The sequence below is a fragment of the Prevotella sp. HCN-7019 genome, from assembly GCF_037890215.1.
Lineage (GTDB): Bacteria > Bacteroidota > Bacteroidia > Bacteroidales > Bacteroidaceae > Prevotella.
The window spans coordinates 125,099-145,499 of sequence record NZ_JBBKBO010000002.1; the positions used below are offsets into that span (position 1 = coordinate 125,099).

Genomic DNA, 20,401 nt, shown 5'->3' on the forward strand with positions numbered 1-20,401 from the left:
TATGTCACAGACACAACGAGGCATTGTCCGTACGGCTTTGCGACCTAACAAGAAGATTGTCTATTTGCCGGGCGTGACAATCCGCCAGCGTGGCAGTCACACAGCTGTGTTGAGCGGGGCCGGCGGTAAGTTTGAGATGACCACGTCGAAGGCAAAGGCCGGTGACGCGTTTTATCTAAGTTCTGTCAGGAAATCAGGTTACGAGCTTGCCGACAACCGTACCATCGGCCGTGCCTTTACTTACTCGTCAAAGGTACCGATAGAGATTGTCATGATTAACACGAGGGAGAAGGAAGAGGATGTCAGGCGCATTTCAGACAATTCCTACCGTCGTGCGGAGAAGACTTACAAACAGCGCATATCCAAACTTGAAAAACAATTAAGTGAGAAGACGATAAGCGAAGCTTCTTACCATGAACAGCTTCAGGATCTGCAAACATGGTTTGAGAAATATGAAAGTCTGATAAACAGCATGGCTGAGCGCTATGCCTCTACCGACTATGCCACAATCGACTCTCTGAATGCAGCAATAAACATTGCCATTGAGAACGGAGAGCTGGAACGGGCAGACTCGCTTATCTCAACCGCAGGCTCTTTGGAAAAGATGGTTAAGGAGAACAAGGAAGCGGAAAGGAAGGCAAATGAACGCCTCAATATAGGACGTGACATAATGGAGAACGCCACTGCCGACCTTACGTCAATAAAAAATGATAAAAACCGTCTTGCCGATTTGCTTTACAGTAAGTACAGCATTTGTCTGACCCGTGCAGAGAGAGATTCCGCTGCTTATTACATAAAGATGCGAGCAGAACTTGATACTACAAATATGAACTGGCAGTTGGAAGCGGGACTATTCATTGCTGATTACCTTGCTGATTACGAAAAGGCAATGGTATTATATAAGCGTGCATTATATTCTGCAGTTAAGCAACTCGGTGACAAACATCCTGATGTGGCGACAAGCTACAACAACATCGGCTTGGTTTACAATGATCAGGGAAACTATGTCAAGGCATTGGAGAGCTACAACAAGGCATTGGAAATATACTTGTCGGTATTCGGAGACAAACATCCGAATGTGGCAACAAGCTACAATAACATCGCTGCTGTTTACTTTAGTCAGGGAAACTATGCCCAAGCATTGGAATACTACAATAAGGCGTTGGAATTATATTTATCGGTATTCGGAGACAGACATCCCAGCGTGGCAACAAATTACAACAATATCGGCGGTGTTTACGATAGCCAAGGGAACTATGCCAAAGCATTGGAGTACTACAATAAAGCACTGGAAATACGTTTGTCAGTATTCGGAGACAGACATCCCAGCGTGGCAACAAATTACAACAATATCGGCAGTGTTTACGATAGCCAAGGGAACTATGCCAAAGCATTGGAGTACTACAATAAGGCACTGGAAATACGTTTGTCGGTATTCGGAGACAGACATCCAGATATAGCGACATGCTACAACAATATCGGCGGTATTTACCGAGGAAACTATGCCAAAGCATTAGAATACTACAATAAGGCGTTGAAAATACTTTTGTCAATATTCGGAGACAGACATCCGAATGTGGCAACAAGCTATAATAACATCGCTGCTGTTTACTTTAGTCAGGGAAACTATGCCCAAGCATTGGAATACTACAATAAGGCGTTGGAAATATATTTATCGGTATTCGGAGACAGACATCCGAATGTGGCAACAAACTACAATAACATCGGTGCTGTTTACTTTAGTCAGGGAAACTATGCCCAAGCATTGGAATACTACAATAAGGCGTTGGAAATATATTTGTCAATTTTCAGAGACAGACATCCGGATGTGGCGAGAAGCTGCTATAACATCGGTGCTGTTTACTATAACAAGGGGAACTATGACCAAGCATTGGAATATTACAATAAGGCGTTGGAAATATATTTGTCAATTTTCGGAGACAGACATTCTTATGTGGCAATGAGCTATAACAATATCGGCGGTGTTTATAGTGATCTGAAGAACTATGACCAAGCATTGGAATATTACGATAAGGCATTAGAAATATATTTGTCAATTTTCGGTGAAAATCATCTCGATGTATTTACCTGTTATAGTAATATTGGCATAACTTATTATATGCAAGAATTATATTCTGAAGCAAAAACAAATTTACTTAAAGCCGTTGAAATAGGAAAGACGTTTTTGAATGCCGATGATGTTAATATACAGACATTGTTATCATTTCTATATCGTTCTCTGATAAAATCATCATCCTTGGAAAGCAATGAATATTCATCTTTCACGTCCGACAAGGCTTTTACTGCAATGGTTGTATCTGATGAAACTCCTGCATACCAACAGGGAATGAGCGGAGAATATTACCTTCTTGAATTTGCAGATTGGAATCATAAAAGCCCTACCGATTTATTTGATAAGAATAATGAACTTAAAGATAAGTCCAAAGACATCGTCGTGATGAAAGACGGAGTGATAACAAAACATCATTTTGAAAACAAAATAGGAATGCAACTCGGACTTAAATTTGTAAGCAAGGAAGAAAAGCAGAAAATAACTGAAGCATATAATAAGTGGAAGAAAGAACAGAAAAATGAAAAATAACAAGGATAAAGGACTGAAGTTCAGATATTTTGCCTTTATAAGCTATAGCTCGCACGATACGGCTTGGGGCAGACGACTTCAGAAGGAACTGGAGGGATACAGTCTGCCGACAACATTGTGCAGCAAACATGGATGGGAACGAAAGCCCATGCGCCCAGTGTTTTTTGCACCCACCGACATACAGCCCGGCGGACTTGATGATGAATTGAAAAACAGACTTAGGGCTTCGAAAAATCTGATAGTAGTTTGTTCGCCACATTCAGCACAATCGGAATGGGTCGGTAAGGAAATAGAATACTTTCATAGTCTGGGACGTCAGAACAACATCCACTTCTTTATAGTAGAAGGCAGGCCACACAGTGGCGACGAGGCTACGGAGTGTTTCAATCCTGTTGTTGACGAACTGAAGATACCCGAAATTCTTGGTGCGAACATACATGAGAACATTTACCGTTGGCCGTGGCTTAACCGTGAACGTGCTTATGTGCAGCTTATAACCAAACTGCTCGGCATTGAGTTTGACGCCATCTGGCAGCGTCACAAACGCAGACTAAAATCCAAGATTGCCGCATGGACACTGGGAACAGCATCAGTTATAGCTGCATTATGCTTAGCATGGCAAGCCAACCGACCTGTTAAGATTGAGTTTGCTTTGAATGAACTTAGCGAACACAACAGCAAGTTGCCGCCATTGAAAGATGCGATCATCACCCTCACCGTTGATAATGAGACCAAGACCGACACCATAAGTTCGTTAAGAGACAAAGGCGCGTTTGTAAACATACCCCAGCGATTTATCGGAAAAGACGCACACATATCATTGAGATGTAAGGATTTTCTCAATGTTGATACGGTTGTGACTTTACAAGAAAGCATGACCATACCGATTCGTCGTGACGTTTCTGTCTATGGCAACATAAACTTCAGACTATGGAATCCATATACTGAAAAGACAGTAAGTGATTGCCAGGTAGAAATACAGGGGCAAAAAACAGTTTCCGACTCTGAAGGTCGTGTGTCACTCTTCGTTCCGTTATCGCTTCAACAACCGGTTTACAAAGTGTCGGCCGCTGTTCCGTTGGAAGACAGCCTGCTCTATATGCCCTGTGGAGCTGACGATGTAATACTTACCAAAAATAACAAATGATTGATATGAACTACCTCATCCTGCTTGCTGCCGCACTTCTTCCGGTAGCCATACTGCTGATATACACCTACAGAAAAGATCCACGGCCGGAACCGGCATCACTGCTTGCAAAGTCATTGGCATACGGTGTGCTGATTTGTTTTCCCATTGTTGCCGTTGAGTTTGGCATCAATCATATCGTGAATACACTGATTACAGATACCGCCTCCTTAGAATATGTTCTTGCAGACGCATTCCTGGTGGCCGCGATACCGGAAGAATGTTTCAAGCTGTTGGCGTTGTGGATGATACTGCGTCACAATCCTTATTTCGACGAACACTATGACGGCATCATGTATGCAGTGTGCGTGGGATTGGGATTCGCTGCCTTGGAGAACATCCTTTATGTCTCGTCCAACCCCGACAACTGGCACACAGTAGCCATAAGCCGTGCGCTGCTGTCGGTTCCGGGGCATTATGCCTTTGCGGTGCTTATGGGATACTTTTATTCTATCCACCGTTTGGTAAGGCGTTCACTGCGCAACCGGGCAAACATATTGCTCGTTCCGGTGATTGCACACGGATGTTACGACACCCTGGCATTTGCCGCCAACATAGATCCTGAGGTCAGCATAATATGTTTCATCGTACTGATTCTTCTGTGTATAAAAATGCACAAGGCATGCCGGATAAAGATAACGGAACTCATAAATCGTGACACCAAGAACAGTGCTTCATAAAAATAAACAACATCCGGATGATAGGTTTTACCTTGTTTCAAACTCTTTATGACAAAATATAAAATATAACACAATATGAGAAAGGAATATGTACCGGAGCCAATCGATACTTCAAACGTTGAATTGCCAAAGGAATTGGATACGCTGATTGAGCAAATAGCCAGAAACGTGCATGAGGTATGGGCGAAAAACCGTATGAATGAAGGATGGAGATATGGAGAACTACGCGATGACAGACTTAAAACTCACCCTTGTCTCATACCTTACGAGGAACTTTCCGAAGAAGAAAAGAACTACGACCGCAACACAGCGTTGGAAACGCTCAGACTGATAACAAAACTGAATTTCAGAATTTCCAAAATCTGAAATTCAGTACATCGGTGGTTCATAACTACTATTTCGGTCATTGAGAAAATGATTCAGAAACACTAAAACATCAAGCAATATCCAAAACAAATTGTAAAATTTTTTTACCAAAAAAAGTTCCTCGATTTTTGACAAAATAGAAAATCGGGAGTCGCGAAATGGTGCTTGCAGGACGGAAGAGGAAAAGTCGCGGCACTCCGCTACGTCAGACGTACAGCCGGAAAAGCCCATTCTTTGCGCCGTCTTATTCCTAAAATGCCGCAAAAGCCACCGCGATACGCTGCCGCGTGCATCTTTTTTCGCTGAATGTCGGGTGACGAGGAGTTCCCGAAAAGACATTAACAGGTGTCAAAAGAGGCTGTATCAGGTGATGATAAAGGCCGTATCAGGTGCTGATAAATACTATATCACATGCCCGAAAAGGCCATATCATGAGCTGAGAAAGACTGTATCGCATGCCGATAAAGGCATTATCAGGACGCAGTGGCAAGGTGGCGGAGACGCAACGACGGGCAAAACAGGTCTCAAAACACATAACACACTGATATTCAGCAACATAAGTTAACTTCGCGAAAATCGCGTATTTCGGAGCAGAAGTGACTGCGATGGAAAATATTTAAATTTTAAACGGGGGTAGTGTAAAGATTTTTTACCAAATACGGATGTTGTAAAATATATTGGAACGGCAACAGACGGACTGAATTGGGATACGCTTTGCTGATACAGACGACTTGTGTGTAAAGAACAAAACACAAGATAACGAAAAACGGAAACTCATGGCATGAAAAGCGGAAGTACCGGGACACTGTCGTGGCGGAGCCGTGCACATCAGCTGTCGGCGGTCTGCGTCTTCGGCCAGTTGACGAGAAACAGTTTCTCGGTTGCACGTGTGAAGGCCGTATAGAGCCAGTGGATGTATTCGGGTGTGAGCATGTCGTCGGTCATGTATCCCTGATCCAGATAAACGTGCGCCCACTGTCCGCCCTGCGCCTTGTGGCACGTCACGGCGTAGGCAAACTTTATCTGCAACGCGTTGAAGTAAGGGTCTTCCTTTATTTTCTTTATCCGGTCCGCTTTCAGTCGTATGTCGGCGTAGTCCTCCATTACATTTTCAAACAGCAGATTGTTCTGTTCGCGCGTCAGTGCCGGTGCTTCCGTTGTCAGGCTGTCGGTGATGACGGTGGCCTGCAACTCGTAGTTGTCGTAGTCGGGCAGTTGCAGCCACAGGTCGGCAAAGCGGAATCCGTACAACTCGCGCACGTTTCTCACACGCTGCACCACGGCCCTGTCGCCGTTGGCAAGGAATGATATGCCCGTCGCTGCGGCGTCCGTTGTGTCCGTCTCTCCGCGGTCGGCCTTCTTCGCAGCGTCCTTTTTTATGCCCGCATCGGTGGGTGCGTCCTTGCCGGCCCAGTAGTAGTTGTTGCGCACCACCATTATCAGGTCGCCCGTAGTGAGCATCTCCTCGCGCCCGAGTACCGTGTTGCGTATGCCCTGGTTGTAGATGTTGGCGCGCTTGTTCGAGCGTGTCACTACCATCGTCTCGTCCATTCCCACGGCCGAATAGCTCGACACGAGCGACTCGATGAGCTCGCTGCCGTTCACCATCACCACATCGGCAAATCCGCCGAATCTCACCTTGGGCATGAGCGTGAGGCGGTCGTGCGTTATCATACGGCGTATGGCGGTGGCGTTGAAGAGTATGCCCGACATGCTGTCCTGGCGCACCACCTCGTTGAGGTCGCTCTCATACACCCTCAGTCCGTAGCCTTCCATGAACAGACCGCTGAGTGCCGGCGACTCGGCCTCGCCCACCGGAGGCAGCTGTGCGCGGTCGCCGATGAGTATCATGCGGCAGTTGCGCCCACCATAGACAAACGACGTGAGGTCGTCGAGCAACCGTCCGCCCGCGAAAAGCGAGTCTATGGAACCGGCGTTGGCTATCATCGATGCCTCGTCTATCATGAAGAGAGTGTCCGACAGCATGTTTGGCGCAAGACTGAATCCTCCGCCCAGCGACCTCTGCCGGTATATGCGGCGGTGTATGGTGCAGGCGGCGTGTCCGGCATTGAGCGCGAACACCTTGGCAGCACGGCCCGTGGGCGCCATCAGCACCACCTTGCAGCCCAGCTGCTTCATGGTGCGCACCATGGCTCCAGCCACCGAAGTCTTACCCGTTCCGGCCGATCCGCGCATTATCATCAGCACGCGGTCGGAGCGGTCGGTCATGAAAGCGGCAAACGTACGCATGGCCGCCAGCTGCTCTGCCGTAGGCTCAAAGCCGAGATTTTCGGCTATCATGTATGTCAGTTCGTCAGCTATCATTCTTCTTATTCCTCCTCTTTCCGTGTGCGTGCCGCAAGTTCCGGCAGACGGCAGCGCGCTTCTGCGTGCCCCACTGTCAATGGTGTCTGTGCCATTACGGCGCATGCAAAATTAGTCTTTTTGCCCGACATAAGGCCGCGCCGGCCTATTAAATTAGGCGAAAATGGGCCATGCACTGCCGTATTTACGAAAATTCTTAGTAAGTTTGCATATTCATTAATGAACGACAACGGCAAAAACCCCATCCGTATGCAGTTATCCACGAGAACCATAAACCTCATACTGCTGGTGTGCGTCGCGGCAATGACCGCGGTGTGTGCCATGAGCATCTGCTCGCCGGTGAACTTCGACAGGCAGCGGGCACAGCGTGAGACGGCCGTGAAGGAACGGCTCGTGAAGATAAGAACTGCACAGGAGCGCTACCGCAAGGCCACCGGCTCATATGCAGGCAGCTTCGCACAGCTCATAGACAGAGGTTTTCTTGCCGACTCGCTTCAGTATGTGCCGTATGCCGAAGGGCAGCGTTTCAGACTCTCTGCCACCATGCAGACCACCAGAAGCGGCCGCACCATACCGCTCATGGAGTGCGGGGCCGAATACAAGACCTATCTGCGGGGACTCAACTCCGGCTTGACCAGACGTCTGACCGAAGACGCCGAGGCCGAAGGAAGATACCCGGGGCTGAAAATAGGAGACCTCACAACACCAAACGACAATGACGGAAACTGGGAATAGAAACTCTTTGAACAGAAAACTCACCATAAGAGTGAGCAACAACGCGCTATCGTTCGCCACCGACAAAAGGGCCGAAGGGGGAGGCATAGACTACGAACCTTACGACGTGAACCCCGGAATGTCAATGGCAGCCAACCTCAGACTGGCTTTTGCCGAGAGCAGACTGCTCAGGCGCAAGTATGCCTCGGTCACGGTGATGATGGACACACCGGTGCTCATGATACCCATAGAGGAGTTTGAGGACAACAACACCGAGCTGCTCTATTCGCACATGTTCACGACAAACAAGAGCGAACAGATTCTCACGGCTGTGCTGCCGGGACAGAACGCCGTGGCTGCCTTCACCATGAACAGCGACCTGAAGCTGGTGGTTGACGACAATTTTCCCGTCTCCACCATCATGCCTTTGATGCAGCCCGTGTGGAACTACATGCACAGACGCAGCTTCACAGGCGCCCACCGCAAGCTCTTTGCCTACTTCCACGACAAGCGCGTGGAGCTGATGAGCTTCAGACAGAACCGCTTCATATACTGCAACTCGTTTGAGGCCGCACACGCCAACGACGTGCTGTACTACATAATGTATGTGTGGAAACAGCTCGGACTCGACACCACCGACGCCGAACTGCACATGGCCGGCGACATGATCGACCGTGACAAACTGACCGAACTGCTCAGACAGTACATAGCAAATGTTTACATGATAAATCCTGCGGCCGACTTCGGATTCCCCGCTGCAGCCGAGATGAAGGGGCTGCCGTTCGACCTGCAGGTGTATTACGCCAAAGGAAGATGAGAATTATCACAGGATTATATAAAGGACGTCACTTCGACGTTCCGCGCTCGTTCAAAGCCCGGCCAACCACCGACTTTGCAAAGGAAAACATATTCAACGTGGTGAACGGATACATGGATCTCGACGGTACCGTGGCTCTCGACCTTTTCGCCGGTACGGGAAGCATATCGCTCGAACTGCTCTCGCGTGGATGCAGCCACGTGGTGAGCGTGGAAGCCGACCGCGACCACGCGGCCTTCATACGCCAGTGCATGACAAAGATAGGCACGGACGACTGTCTGCTAATCCGCGGCGACGTGTTCAGATTCATGAAAAGCTGCAAGCAGCAGTTCGACTTCATCTTCGCCGATCCGCCTTACGCACTGAAACAGCTGCCCGAGATACCGTCGCTCATATTCCAGTATGGCCTGCTGAAGGACGGCGGACTGCTGGTGTTCGAACACGGAAAGGATAACGACTTCTCCGCTCACGAACACTTTGTGGAACACCGCAGCTATGGTAGCGTGAACTTCTCGCTGTTCAAATAATGCACGGCCTCGGCACGGAATGATCTTTTCGCACCCGTGCCATCGGCTGTTCCGACACCCCGGCACTTAACATACGCCATGCTCCGGCCTCATCACAAAACCAGAAAAACATCAAAACACACGCATGCACACAACAATAGCGCATACCGACATGAAAAACAAAGAATAAGGAAATAAACAAATACGTCACAACAACGGTGACAGAAGTCTCACCAACGATTCGCCAAGGCGGCGGAGAAAAGGACGTTTCTTCTTTCTGATGGCCGACTCGAAGGTGACGCACTGTTCCTGATCGGTCAGGAATATCTGCTTCACGCGCATGGCCGTCTCCTCACCATAGAGAAATATGTTGGCTTCGAAATTGTTCTCAAAACTGCGGAAATCAATATTCGTGGAGCCGCAGGTGCACAGATAGTCGTCGCTCACGAGCAGCTTGCTGTGATTGAAGCCTGAAGTATAAAGATATACTTTCACACCGGCCTTCACAGTGTTGAACACATAGGTCATGCTCGCCCACTCCAACAGACGTGAGTCGCCGTGCATCGGCACCATCAGTCTCACGTCAACACCCGAGAGCGCTGCCGTGCGCATAGCGAACAGTATGGGTTCTGTAGGAAGGAAATAAGGAGTCTCCATGTAAACGTAATGCTTCGCCTCAAGCAATATACGCACGTAGCCCTGCATGATGTCGGGCCACGGAGCAATGGGACTGCTCGTCACCACCTGCGCCAGACTGCCGCCCGTAACGGCATTGTGCAGTGCAGGATAATACTTACGGTTCGAGATGAGAGTGCGGTCGACGAAATACCAGTCTATCAGAAAAGCACACTGCACGGCATACACCGCGCCGCCACGCACACGCAGATGGGTGTCGCGCCATGGTTGTCCGGCATCGGTGCCGCTGACATACCGCCGGGCGATATTCATTCCTCCGAGAAACGCCACCTCACCATCGATGACACAAAGTTTGCGGTGGTTACGGTAATTTATCTTGCTTGTGAACGCCGGAAACTTCACCGGCATAAACGCATGTACGTCTATTCCCGCGTCACGCATACGTTCGAAGAAGGTATTTGGCACGTGCCAGCAGCCCACATCGTCGTATATCAGACGCACCTCTACGCCCTGACGGGCTTTATCTATGAGTGCGTCGGAGACGAGACGGCCCAACGGATCGTCGTCGATAATATAGACATCAATGTGTATATGTTTGCGCGCGCGGCCTATCTCGCGCAACAGTGAGAGGAAATAACTGTGGCCGTCGGTATAGAATTCCACCTCGTTGTCCTTGAACGGAAACGAAAGGCTCTGGTTCTTGAAGAGTTGTATGAGTGTCTTGTAGCGGTCGGGCAGCTGCAGATCTTTCTGCTCGGCAAACTCGAACATCGAACGTTTGGTGAGCTGGTCGAGACTGCGCTGGCTGATGAAACGCATCTTGCGCGTGTTCTGACCGAAAAAGAAATAAAGCAGGACGCCTATGAAAGGAATGAAGATAAGCACGAGAATCCACGTCACTGTCTTCACCGGCTGACGGTTGTCAAGTAAAACAGTGACTATCGTTGCCACAACCAGGAGGATGTAAAGCAACATCGGAATCCAGTGGATGTATATCATTTGAAACCGGCGAGTTTATGTATCTGGAGCGAAAGGCGCCATTCCGGATGTTCTTTCACGTATTCTGTGCAGGCAGAGGTTATGCGACGGTTGCACTCTTCGTCGCCGGTGTCGCATGGTTGGACGTAATAGTAGTCAGCCTCTATGCCGAAGTCGTCAGCGCGGCCGTTCTCGTCAAACAGACATTTCAGTTCGTTACACCGGCGCAGTCTCACTCCCGTCTTCGGCGAACAGGTTATCCAGTCTATGTTGTCGGGCGGTATGTTGGTGCCGTTTGTCTCCATCGCCACTTCAAACCCGGCATCGTGCAGCTTGTCTATAAACGGTGCGTCGGTCTGAAGCGTAGGTTCTCCTCCGGTAAGAATCACCAGACGTGCCGGCCATTGACTTATCTCTGCGATGATATCCTCATCACTCATGAGGCGGAAATCAGCAAAATCGGTATCGCAGAACGAGCACTTCAGGTTGCATCCGGAGAATCTCACGAACACAGCTGCGCGTCCGGCATTGCGTCCCTCACCCTGAATGGAGTAGAAAATGTCGTTGACTCGTTTCATTGGTCAGTCTTTTTCGTATATTGCTACATTGCCTTCACTCTCCTGCACCACTGCCTTGTAGCATGTGGGTATCTGCGAGACAATCCAGAAAGCGATGTTCTCGGCAGTCGGATTGAATGGCAACACACTGTTCAGATCCTTATGGTCGAGAAGGTTCATTATCTTGTTTTTCACTTCGGTGAAGTCAACCACCATACCGTCGGCATTGAGTTCGCGCGACTTGCACATCACCGTTATCTTCCAGTTGTGACCGTGTGTAGCCGTGCATTTGCTCTCATACGAAAGCGTAAGATGGTGACTGGCCGATATTTCGAATGATTTTTCTATGTAATACATTATATTCTGTTTTTTCAGTTTCGTATTTTTGCTGTGTCACATTACAATGTTCTTGCCGAGAACCTTGGCAAGCTGACCGCGCAGTTTGTGTACATTCTTGTATTCTTCCATCAGTTCGCGCATGCGGTCGGCGTCGTTTACGGCAGCCGTGATGTCGGTCTGTAACTGTCGCAGACGCTTGTCCAGATAGTCCATGCGGAAATCGTTGAGCAGGTGTTCCACCTGACCGCGCAGACGAGCGATGCGTTCTTCCTCTTCCACCTGGAGTTCTTTCTCCGACTTCGGTTCTTCGTCGGTGTTTCCCTTGGCAAGAAACTGCAGTTCGTCTATGCTCAGACTCGTGGCTATCTTGCTTATTTCAATATCGTCGTGATGTATGAAATACTGTTCGGCAACGAAACCACTGTCGCCAGAATGTTCCACCGCCTCAGAAAGAATACGCGCATAAAGCGGATTGCTGAAGCCGAGTCCGTCCACACTGAGATTGTAGTCCACATACTGGGCAACATTAAGGCTGATGACCGAACCGTCCTCACTCTCAATATTGTCGTATATAACCTCTTGTCCATGACGTATGACAGCACCGATAAGCAACTGCTCCACACCAGACACCTGCTGTGCTGTAATGCTCACTCTCTGCTGTTTCTCCACCGCACCCGACAGGCTTTCATCGCGCAGAAGAGCCGGTTTGTCCTCGCGTCCGCTTCTTATAAACTTGTTCATCGTGTTGATGAGCGTCGTCTCGTTGATGCCAAGCTTCACCGAACAGTCGTGTATATAAGTGTCGCGGAGTATCTGGTTGGGCACGAGCGATATGCTTTTCACCACAGAGTTGATGGCTTCCGAACGCTTCAGAGGATCTGTCTGACCGTCGAGCATAAGACTTGTCTTAAACTGGATGAAGTCTGTCTGATGATCCTCTATATATTTTCTGAAATCTGAAGCGGTGTGCTTGCGTGCGAAACTGTCAGGATCGTCACCGTCTGGAAGAAGCAGAACCTTAAGATTCATGCCCTCTGAAAGGAGCATGTCCGTACCACGCAACGCGGCGTGTATACCGGCCTCATCACCGTCGTAGAGCAATGTGATGTTTGAAGTGAATCGGTGGAGCATGTGTATCTGGTGCGTGCTGAGCGCCGTTCCGGAGTTTGCCACGACGTTCTCTATGCCGCACTGGTGCATGGAAATGACGTCAGTATAACCCTCCACCATATATACGCGGTCTTCCTTTGCTATCGCTTTCTTTGCCTGATAGATGCCATAAAGCTCCCGATCCTTATGATATATCTCGCTATCTGGCGAATTCACATATTTCTGATTGACTCCCTTGGTACGTGAGTCGAGCAGACGGCCGCCAAAACCGACAGTCTTTCCACTTATGCCCACCCACGGAAATATAACACGTCCGGCAAAACGGTCTATCAGATCGCCGCGGTCGGTCTTGTAGCAAAGACCTGTCTTGAGAAGAAATTCCGGATTGTAGCCTTTCGCTATTGCCGCCGACGCAAGGGCAGAACGGTCTGTAAGGTCAAAGCCAAGGCGGAACTTTTTTATTATGTCGTCCCTGAATCCGCGGCTACGGAAATACTGCATGCCTATGGCAACGCCATCCACATTGTTGTGAAGAATGTCCTCGAAATGGCCGGAAGCCCATTCATTGACAATGAACATGCTCTCGCGCTCGCTCTGTTCCTTCTTCTCCTCGTCGCTGAGCTCGCGTTCCTGTATCTCGATATGATATTTTGCGGCGAGCCATCTCAGCGCTTCGGGATAGGTCATCTGCTCATGTTCCATGATAAAGCCAACCGCATTTCCACCTTTTCCACATCCGAAGCAGTGGCATATTCCGCGTGCTGGAGAGACGTGAAAAGACGGCGTCTTCTCATCATGAAACGGACAGAGCCCCTTGTAATTGGCTCCGCTCTTGCGCAATGTGACAAACTCGGAAACCACGTCCACAATGTTCGCGGCTTCCATAATCCTTTCGACTGTAGCCCTGTCTATCATTATGATGCGAAGTTACATATTTTTTTTCATTATCCAACAATTGCCACAAATAAAAAAACAGACATAGCACACACGGCCGTACGGTTCTTTCTGCAAAACCGTACGGCCGCGCCGTCTGTTGTTTTCCGCAACTTACATAACAATGTATGCAGCAGGAAGATAAGTAAAAGAATTATCTCAGTTTGTTGCGGTTATAGTGAGGAGTGACACGCATTGTGAAGAACAGCAGCGAAACAAGGCAAAGCACCGAGCCGATGAGATAAACCATATAGAACGTGAAGTGCTGTGCTATCACACCGCTGCTTACAATTCCAATACCTATACCGACATCCCAGGCTGTCAGATAAGTGCTTGTGGCCGTGGCACGCTGATTGTTCGGTGCGAGATTGATGTACAGAGAATTCATCGCCGGGAACATTACCCCGAAGCCCGCACCCAGCAGCAGCGGAACAAGATAGAACATGGCTGTGGCCGCAGTCATATTGACAGGCGCAACGAAACGACACATACTGAGCATGAAAAAGGCTGCGATGACAGGATAATAGCCCACGTGTATGCACTGGGTGATATATCCTTGGTCGACCTTCTTGCCCGCCACGATGCGTGATGCGCCCATACCAAGAGCCATGAACGTGAAAAACAGTCCGGCAGGAGCAGTGATATCAATCTCGCGGGCATACATTGCGACAAAGTTTGTTGTTGCCCCGTAAGGTATGGAAAGAAGAAACAATGAAATGCTTACGGGAATACCTTTAAGCAAAATGAAACGGTCGAGCGACAATTTGTGTGGTGCCGGTTCGGCAGGTTTCTCTCCCATAGCCTCCATCTGACGGCGGATACGGAGCGACTCCGGCGTACGCGCCTTCACGGCAATGGCACAGACAAGTCCGGTGACACTTACAAGCATACCGCTGATAAATATCTGCACGTAAGTGAAATGGTCGTGCATGAACAGTCCGGTCATAGGTCCGAGTGCCATAGCTATGTTGTTTGTCAATCCATAATAGCCCAAACCTTCACCACGACGACTGCTCGGCATGATATCGACACACAGAGTGTTTCCGCCGACTGTCACTCCGCCAAACGCCACTCCGTGCAAAGCCCTGAGGGCGATGAACCACGATATGGCCGTGGCCGCGGTGTAAGCAGGAAACATCAGCACACATATGAAGTAGCAGAGAATGTATATGGGCTTACGCGGAAAGCGGTCCATGAGAAATCCGGAGAACGGCCTGACACAAAGACAGCTTACTGTGTAACAGCTCAGAACTGCGCCGATAATCATTTCCTGACAGTTGTATGTCTCTTTGAGATAGAAAGGCAACACCGGCACTAGCAGCCAGAAGCCGAAGAACAGAAGGAAATTGGCAGCCAGAATACAAATATAACTTCGTGTGAACAATTTGTCTTTTGCCATAATCTTTTCATTTTTTTACGTGGCCCGAAACCTTATGAACAATATAACATCGCCGGCATAAGAAAGACAAGGCACGCGGACCAGATGCGTGCGAAGCCGGACCTGTGTGTTATCAGGATGCAAAGTTAAGCAAAAAATACAACCGGAGAAAAAAAGACCGGTATATTATGAAAAGATACGAGGCGCATTCATCCATGATGAAAACGCCCCGCAGGAATATCAGTTCAGGATTTACAGATCCTTAAAATATTTCTTATCAGAGATTTGCAAGTTCTATCACCTTGTCCACCGCAGCAGAAAGCGTATCGGCATTCTTACCACCCGCTGTAGCGAAATGAGGCTGTCCACCACCGCCACCGCTGATGAGTTTGGCAGCCTCGCGTACCATCTGTCCTGCGTTGAGCTTATGCTCGCTCACCATGTCGTCGCTCATTATGACGCTGAGCATAGGTTTGCCGTCGTCAACAGAACCGATAACACACAGCAGATTCTGCGGAATTTCCTGACGGATCTTGAACACCAGGTCCTTGGCATCAGATGCTTTCATCGGCAATACAGAGCTTACGACTGTCACGCCACCTATCAGACGTGCATCGCTGACGAGCTTGTCTTTAGTGCGTTCTACGGCTTCGGCTCTGAAATGTTCTATGTCCTTCTTCATGGAATCGTGCTCCTCGATGTATTTCTCAATGACACCCTTCAGATCTTTAGCATTGTTGAACAGCGCACGGATGGCCCTTACGCTGTCCTCCATAGCGTACATCAGCTTCTCACACTCTATTCCCGTCTTTGCCTCGACACGGCGTATGCCGGCAGCCACGCTGCTCTCGCTTATTATCTTGAACATACCTATGCGGCCGGTAGATGAAGCATGGATACCTCCACAGAACTCGCAGCTCGGTCCGAAACGCACCACGCGCACCTTGTCACCGTATTTTTCGCCGAACAGAGCGATGGCTCCGAGTTTCTTAGCCTCCTCAAACGGAGTGTCACGGTGCTCGTCGAGCGGAATGTCCTGACGTATCATGTCGTTCACAATCTGCTCAACCTGACGCAGTTCCTCATCAGTCACCTTCTGAAAATGAGAGAAGTCGAAACGCAGAGTTGTGTCCGATACATACGAACCCTTCTGCTCCACGTGGTCGCCCAGCACCTGCTTGAGAGCATAGTCGAGCAAGTGTGTAGCGGTGTGGTTGGCTGCACTGGCAGCACGTTTGTCTGTATCGACACATGCCATGAAGTCGGCATTGACATCTTTCGGCAGTTCCTTCACAATGTGAATGCTCTGTCCGTTCTCGCGCTTGGTGTCGATTATTTCCACAGTTTCGCTTTCGCTCACGATGACACCCTTGTCGCCTACCTGTCCACCCATCTCTCCGTAGAACGGAGTGTTGTCGAAGACGAGTTCGAAGAAGGTGTTCTTCTTCTGTGTCACCTTGCGGTAGCGCAGGATGTGACATTCATATTCAGTATAGTCATAGCCCACGAACTGCTGTTCGCCTTCGCCAAGCACAACCCAGTCGCTGTTCTCCACTGCGGCGGCGTTGCGGGCGCGGGCCTTTTGTTTCTGCATTTCCTCGTCAAACTGCTGTTCGTCCACGGTGTAACCGTTCTCACGACAGATGAGCTCTGTCAGGTCGAGCGGGAATCCGTAAGTATCGAACAGGCGGAAAGCCTGAACTCCATCGAGCTGTGTCTTGCCCTGAGCCTTCAGTTCGTCCATGGCACTGTTGAGCATGCTGATACCTTTCTCAAGTGTGCGCAGGAACGAGTCTTCCTCCTCCTTCATCACGCGTCCGATGAGCTCACGCTGTGCGGGAAGCTCCGGATAGGCTGCTCCCATCTCGTTGATAAATACAGGCATGAGCTTGTAGAGGAACGCTTCCTTCTGTCCGAGGAACGTGTAAGCATAGCGAACGGCACGGCGCAGGATGCGGCGGATGACATATCCGGCCTTGGCATTGCTCGGCAGCTGACCGTCGGCTATAGAGAACGCAACGGCGCGCAAGTGGTCGGCACATACACGCATGGCCACGTCGGTCTCCTCTTTCTCACCGTATTTCAGTCCGGTGATGTGTTCTATCTCTTTTATTATAGGCTGGAACACGTCAGTGTCGTAGTTGGAATGCTTGCCCTGCAGTGCGCGCACGAGTCGCTCGAAGCCCATACCGGTATCGATGACGTGCATAGGCAGCGGTTCGAGCGAGCCGTCGGCCTTGCGGTTGAACTGCATGAAGACGATATTCCATATCTCAATCACCTGAGGATCGTCCTTGTTCACGAGCTCGCGTCCAGGCACTTTGGCCTTCTCCTCCGGCGTACGCGAGTCGAGGTGGATTTCGGAGCACGGACCGCAAGGACCCGTATCGCCCATCTCCCAGAAGTTGTCGTGCTTATTGCCATTGATAATGTGGTCGGCCGGCACGTGCTTTGCCCAGAAGCGTGCAGCCTCCTCGTCGCGTGCAATACCTTCCTCCGGCGAGCCTTCGAACACTGTCACGTAAAGATCTTCGGGCGCAAGATGCAGCACATCAACGAGATATTCCCACGCGTAATCGATGGCTTCTTCCTTGAAGTAGTCGCCGAAGCTCCAGTTGCCGAGCATCTCGAACATTGTGTGATGGTATGTGTCGTGTCCCACTTCCTCAAGGTCGTTGTGCTTTCCGCTCACGCGCAGACACTTCTGCGAGTCGGCGCGGCGGCGCGGTTCGGGGTCGCGCGTACCGAGAATGATATCCTTCCATTGGTTCATTCCGGCGTTGGTAAACATCAGCGTTGGGTCGTCTTTTATCACCATCGGTGCCGACGGCACGATGGCATGTCCTTTCGACTCGAAAAACTTTTTGTACGAGTCGCGGATTTCGTTAGCTGTCATCATGTTATGTTTTTTATTTTAATTTTCCAATTCCTTACAAAAAGTTTTGCAAAGATACTTCCTTTTGATTATTTTTGCAAATAAATTAATCATTGTTTAATAAAAATACACTGTCCATGGTATTAAATCCAAACAAGAATCTGAAGTTGTATTATTCAATAAAAGAGGTGGCCCAGATGATAGGCGTACGCGAATGTACCCTGCGCTACTGGGAGACGGAATTTCCGCATCTCAAACCCAAGACCACAGGACAGAAAGTGAGGCAGTACACAGAGAAGGACATAGAGCAGATAAAACTGATATACAACCTCGTGAAGGTGCGTGGATTCAAGATTGCCGCAGCGCGGAAAATGATGAACCAGAACCGCAGCGGAGCCGACAAGAGTGCCGACGTGCTCGACACACTCATCTCCGTGCGCGACCAGCTCATGGAACTGAAGAAACAGATAGACGGACTTGTGTGAAGCAAAACAACATATACAATTTTTCAAAAGGCGACAGAACGTTCTGCCGCCTTTTTGTTTTACCTTACCGCTCCGCATCACATCACAGAGCCACACCGCCGCGCCTTAACACCCCGAATGCGCGACACGCAAGGCGGCGACACACAACAAATAGGGAAAATCCTAACCGATGATAGGGATTTTCCCTTTCGCATACAGACAAATATTCGTAATTTCGTAACGTGAACAACAGAATATGACAATCAAAAACAACGCCATATGAAGAAACACATACTGTCCATCCTGACGCTGATGTCTTTCTTCTGCACATACGCATCAGCACAAAGCGGCACCGACGACGTGGCACCGGCCGACATATACAGCCACGTGGACATAGCACCGGTGTTCCCGGGAAGCGTTGATGAAGCCCTGCCGGAGTATGTGGCAAAGAACTTCCACTACCCTACAGCCGCATGGCGTACGGCATTCGTGCCGTCAGTGCCCGTGAGTTTCGTGATACGTGCCGACGGCACTACAAGCAACGTGAAGATACTACAGGACGTGCATCCGCTGCTGGCAAAGGAGATTGAGCGTCTCATCCTCAACATGCCACGCTGGTATCCGGCCTATCTGAACAACAAGCCGGCCAACACCGAGTTCAGATATACCCTGCAACTCATCGACCCTTATCTCAATCTGCCCTACCACATCGTGCCACTCATCGACAAGATGAGGGAATATTCCGACTTCACCCTGAAATATTCCTCGGGCATGAAAGAGAGCAAACTGCGCGAAGCCATAGACGAAATGGAACAGATAACGTCGATAACACCGCTGCACGCACCAAGCACACTGGTAATGACACGGCTGTGGCTGACCGACAAGAACTATCATCAGGCCACCATACTCGCCAAGACTGCGCTGACGGAATACGGAAAACTGAACCTGTACAAGCACGACGACCGGAAGTCGGAACATGACTATGCGCGGCCGGGATATAACGGAAAGAACGAGATAGCACTCGCACTGCAGAAGGCGCTGGCCTTCGACGAGGCCGGCCTACCGGGCATGGCGCGCTCGGCATACACGGGACTGATAGACCTGCTTGACGAGAAAATAAGGACGAAAGACATAGCCGTGCCACTCATCGGCACCAATAAGGAATATCAGATAGAGGAACTTATCAAGCGGCTGACATACCGTCAGCTGAAGGAACTGGCAGAAGACGAGGAACAGGTGAGACGACTCTCATACGACGACTGGAAACCGCTTAGAAACTCCGTGAGGTATGACGACGTGAACAAAGCCATGGACTACCTCATAGCCAAAGGCGTGATAATAAGCGCGCGGGTGCTGGGCACACACAGCAAAATAAAGGAACTGAGGCGCGAGATAGCCATGGGGCGGCTCAACAAGTCGGACACACTCAATCTATACGCGCTGAAAGCCATGGCCATTGGTCTGCGCGATGGGCGGCAGGCACAGACCGACTATCTCACAAAACTGTCTGCCGGAGGCAGCAGTCATCTGCAACGGATGGCCGGAAAAATAATGACGGACATGGCACGGTTGCCCGAAAGCGAGGCGGAAAGGCGCAAGACGGTGCACAGCATAGCCTGTATGGCGCCGCTGAAAGACCCGTCGCTCAGCAGCAAGGAGAACAAGCGCGCGGCATCCGAATTCTACAACCACCGCGACACCATGCGCGGCATATATCCGCTCGACTGGCTGTTCAGCGACACAGGCTACTGATATGGCCGCAAGCCGAAGCCTGCACGGAAACACCGTATACATGGGTAGAAATGAATAAATATACGGTTCTGACAGTAAAATATTTTGACAAAAAATTTTTGCAAAATAGAAATCGGAAATCGTTAGAAATGAAATTATATTGCATAAATATCCACTTCTTCTGACATTAAAATTCTCATGACA

16 protein-coding genes are annotated in these 20,401 nt (G+C 49.5%); 9 read left to right on the forward strand and 7 right to left on the reverse strand.

Going from position 1 to position 20,401, the window contains the following annotated elements; translation table 11 throughout:
• Position 1: 1 nt before the first annotated feature.
• The 4 genes from WKT13_RS03625 (at position 2) to WKT13_RS03640 (ending at position 4,834) form a co-directional block, all read left to right on the forward strand.
• A complete protein-coding gene (locus WKT13_RS03625) occupies positions 2 to 2,602 on the forward strand; it encodes a DUF2225 domain-containing protein (protein WP_340322877.1) in 2,601 nt (866 codons plus the stop codon).
• Positions 2,592 to 3,749, forward strand: a complete 1,158-nt coding sequence (locus WKT13_RS03630) for a toll/interleukin-1 receptor domain-containing protein (RefSeq protein WP_340322878.1) — start codon at positions 2,592 to 2,594, stop codon at positions 3,747 to 3,749. Before WKT13_RS03625 ends, WKT13_RS03630 begins: the two co-directional genes overlap by 11 nt.
• Positions 3,750 to 3,754: 5 nt before the next feature.
• Positions 3,755 to 4,468 (forward strand): PrsW family intramembrane metalloprotease, encoded by a 714-nt coding sequence (locus WKT13_RS03635; RefSeq protein WP_340322879.1) that lies wholly within the window; start codon positions 3,755 to 3,757, stop codon positions 4,466 to 4,468.
• A gap of 75 nt (positions 4,469 to 4,543) precedes the next feature.
• Positions 4,544 to 4,834, forward strand: a complete 291-nt coding sequence (locus tag WKT13_RS03640) for a RyR domain-containing protein (RefSeq protein ID WP_340322880.1) — start codon at positions 4,544 to 4,546, stop codon at positions 4,832 to 4,834.
• 828 nt (positions 4,835 to 5,662) lie between these two features.
• Here the strand turns inward: WKT13_RS03640 and WKT13_RS03645 are convergent.
• Positions 5,663 to 7,159: an ATP-dependent DNA helicase gene (locus tag WKT13_RS03645; protein ID WP_340323107.1), complete on the reverse strand. Its 1,497-nt coding sequence runs from the start codon at positions 7,157 to 7,159 to the stop codon at positions 5,663 to 5,665.
• Between the two features lie 249 nt (positions 7,160 to 7,408).
• On the opposite strand from WKT13_RS03645, the gene WKT13_RS03650 reads away from it, so the two are divergent.
• From WKT13_RS03650 to rsmD, 3 genes are read left to right on the forward strand one after another with little or no spacing between them, the layout of a single operon-like run.
• Positions 7,409 to 7,894 (forward strand): hypothetical protein, encoded by a 486-nt coding sequence (locus WKT13_RS03650; RefSeq protein ID WP_340322881.1) that lies wholly within the window; start codon positions 7,409 to 7,411, stop codon positions 7,892 to 7,894.
• Positions 7,895 to 7,901: 7 nt separating this feature from the next.
• Positions 7,902 to 8,690: a DUF3822 family protein gene (locus WKT13_RS03655; RefSeq protein ID WP_340322882.1), complete on the forward strand. Its 789-nt coding sequence runs from the start codon at positions 7,902 to 7,904 to the stop codon at positions 8,688 to 8,690.
• Positions 8,687 to 9,217 carry a 16S rRNA (guanine(966)-N(2))-methyltransferase RsmD gene (gene rsmD / locus WKT13_RS03660; protein WP_298618634.1) on the forward strand — a complete coding sequence of 177 codons (531 nt, stop codon included), beginning with the start codon at positions 8,687 to 8,689 and terminating at the stop codon, positions 9,215 to 9,217. Before WKT13_RS03655 ends, rsmD begins: the two co-directional genes overlap by 4 nt.
• 186 nt (positions 9,218 to 9,403) lie before the next feature.
• Here the strand turns inward: rsmD and cls are convergent, their stop codons facing one another.
• From cls to alaS, 6 genes are all read right to left on the reverse strand, one after another.
• Positions 9,404 to 10,831, reverse strand: a complete 1,428-nt coding sequence (gene cls, locus WKT13_RS03665; protein ID WP_340322883.1) for a cardiolipin synthase — start codon at positions 10,829 to 10,831, stop codon at positions 9,404 to 9,406.
• Complete coding sequence (locus tag WKT13_RS03670; protein ID WP_340322884.1) at positions 10,828 to 11,388, reverse strand: 7-carboxy-7-deazaguanine synthase QueE; 561 nt, start codon at positions 11,386 to 11,388, stop codon at positions 10,828 to 10,830. The genes cls and WKT13_RS03670 overlap by 4 nt, the downstream gene beginning before the upstream one ends.
• A gap of 3 nt (positions 11,389 to 11,391) precedes the next feature.
• Positions 11,392 to 11,724 (reverse strand): 6-carboxytetrahydropterin synthase, encoded by a 333-nt coding sequence (locus WKT13_RS03675; RefSeq protein ID WP_298618640.1) that lies wholly within the window; start codon positions 11,722 to 11,724, stop codon positions 11,392 to 11,394.
• 36 nt (positions 11,725 to 11,760) lie between these two features.
• A complete protein-coding gene (gene dnaG, locus WKT13_RS03680) occupies positions 11,761 to 13,731 on the reverse strand; it encodes a DNA primase (RefSeq protein ID WP_340322885.1) in 1,971 nt (656 codons plus the stop codon).
• 172 nt (positions 13,732 to 13,903) lie between these two features.
• The gene (locus tag WKT13_RS03685) at positions 13,904 to 15,148 is read right to left on the reverse strand and encodes an MFS transporter (RefSeq protein WP_340322886.1); all 1,245 of its coding nucleotides are present in this window, start codon (positions 15,146 to 15,148) and stop codon (positions 13,904 to 13,906) included.
• A 256-nt stretch (positions 15,149 to 15,404) separates the two neighbouring features.
• Positions 15,405 to 18,026 (reverse strand): alanine--tRNA ligase, encoded by a 2,622-nt coding sequence (alaS, locus tag WKT13_RS03690; protein WP_340322887.1) that lies wholly within the window; start codon positions 18,024 to 18,026, stop codon positions 15,405 to 15,407.
• Between the two features lie 113 nt (positions 18,027 to 18,139).
• Here alaS and WKT13_RS03695 point away from each other — a divergent pair, with 113 nt between their 5' ends.
• Together WKT13_RS03695 and WKT13_RS03700 are read left to right on the forward strand one after the other, a co-directional pair.
• Positions 18,140 to 18,487, forward strand: coding sequence for a MerR family transcriptional regulator (locus WKT13_RS03695; RefSeq protein ID WP_298618649.1), 348 nt, complete (start codon positions 18,140 to 18,142; stop codon positions 18,485 to 18,487).
• A gap of 258 nt (positions 18,488 to 18,745) precedes the next feature.
• On the forward strand, positions 18,746 to 20,218 hold the full coding sequence (locus tag WKT13_RS03700; RefSeq protein WP_340322888.1) for an energy transducer TonB: 1,473 nt from the start codon (positions 18,746 to 18,748) through the stop codon (positions 20,216 to 20,218).
• The last annotated feature ends 183 nt before the right edge of the window (positions 20,219 to 20,401 follow it).